Origin of the sequence: Paenibacillus sp. UASWS1643 (assembly GCF_008693195.1) — a bacterium.
Classification (GTDB): domain Bacteria; phylum Bacillota; class Bacilli; order Paenibacillales; family Paenibacillaceae; genus Paenibacillus; species Paenibacillus amylolyticus_B.
Genome location: NZ_VXKZ01000006.1, coordinates 1 through 222, shown reverse-complemented (window position 1 = coordinate 222; position 222 = coordinate 1). Strand labels below are relative to the sequence as shown.

The window sequence follows — 222 nt, the reverse complement described above, 5'->3', positions numbered from 1 at the left end:
GTAGCCGTATCGGAAGGTGCGGCTGGATCACCTCCTTTCTATGGAGAATCGTTTCCTGCAACGGAAACATTCAAATAAGCAGGTTCTTAGAACCTGCAAAAGCAACACAGTTACTTATCCATTTGTTCAGTTTTGATGGAATTTGAGGGGCCATAGCTCAGCTGGGAGAGCGCCTGCCTTGCAAGCAGGAGGTCAGCGGTTCGATCCCGCTTGGCTCCACCA

Annotated in this window: 1 tRNA gene; it reads left to right on the top strand. The window is 50.5% G+C overall.

Annotated elements, in window-relative coordinates:
• Nucleotides 1-146: 146 nt before the first annotated feature.
• Nucleotides 147-222: transfer RNA gene (locus tag FE296_RS00040), tRNA-Ala, on the top strand.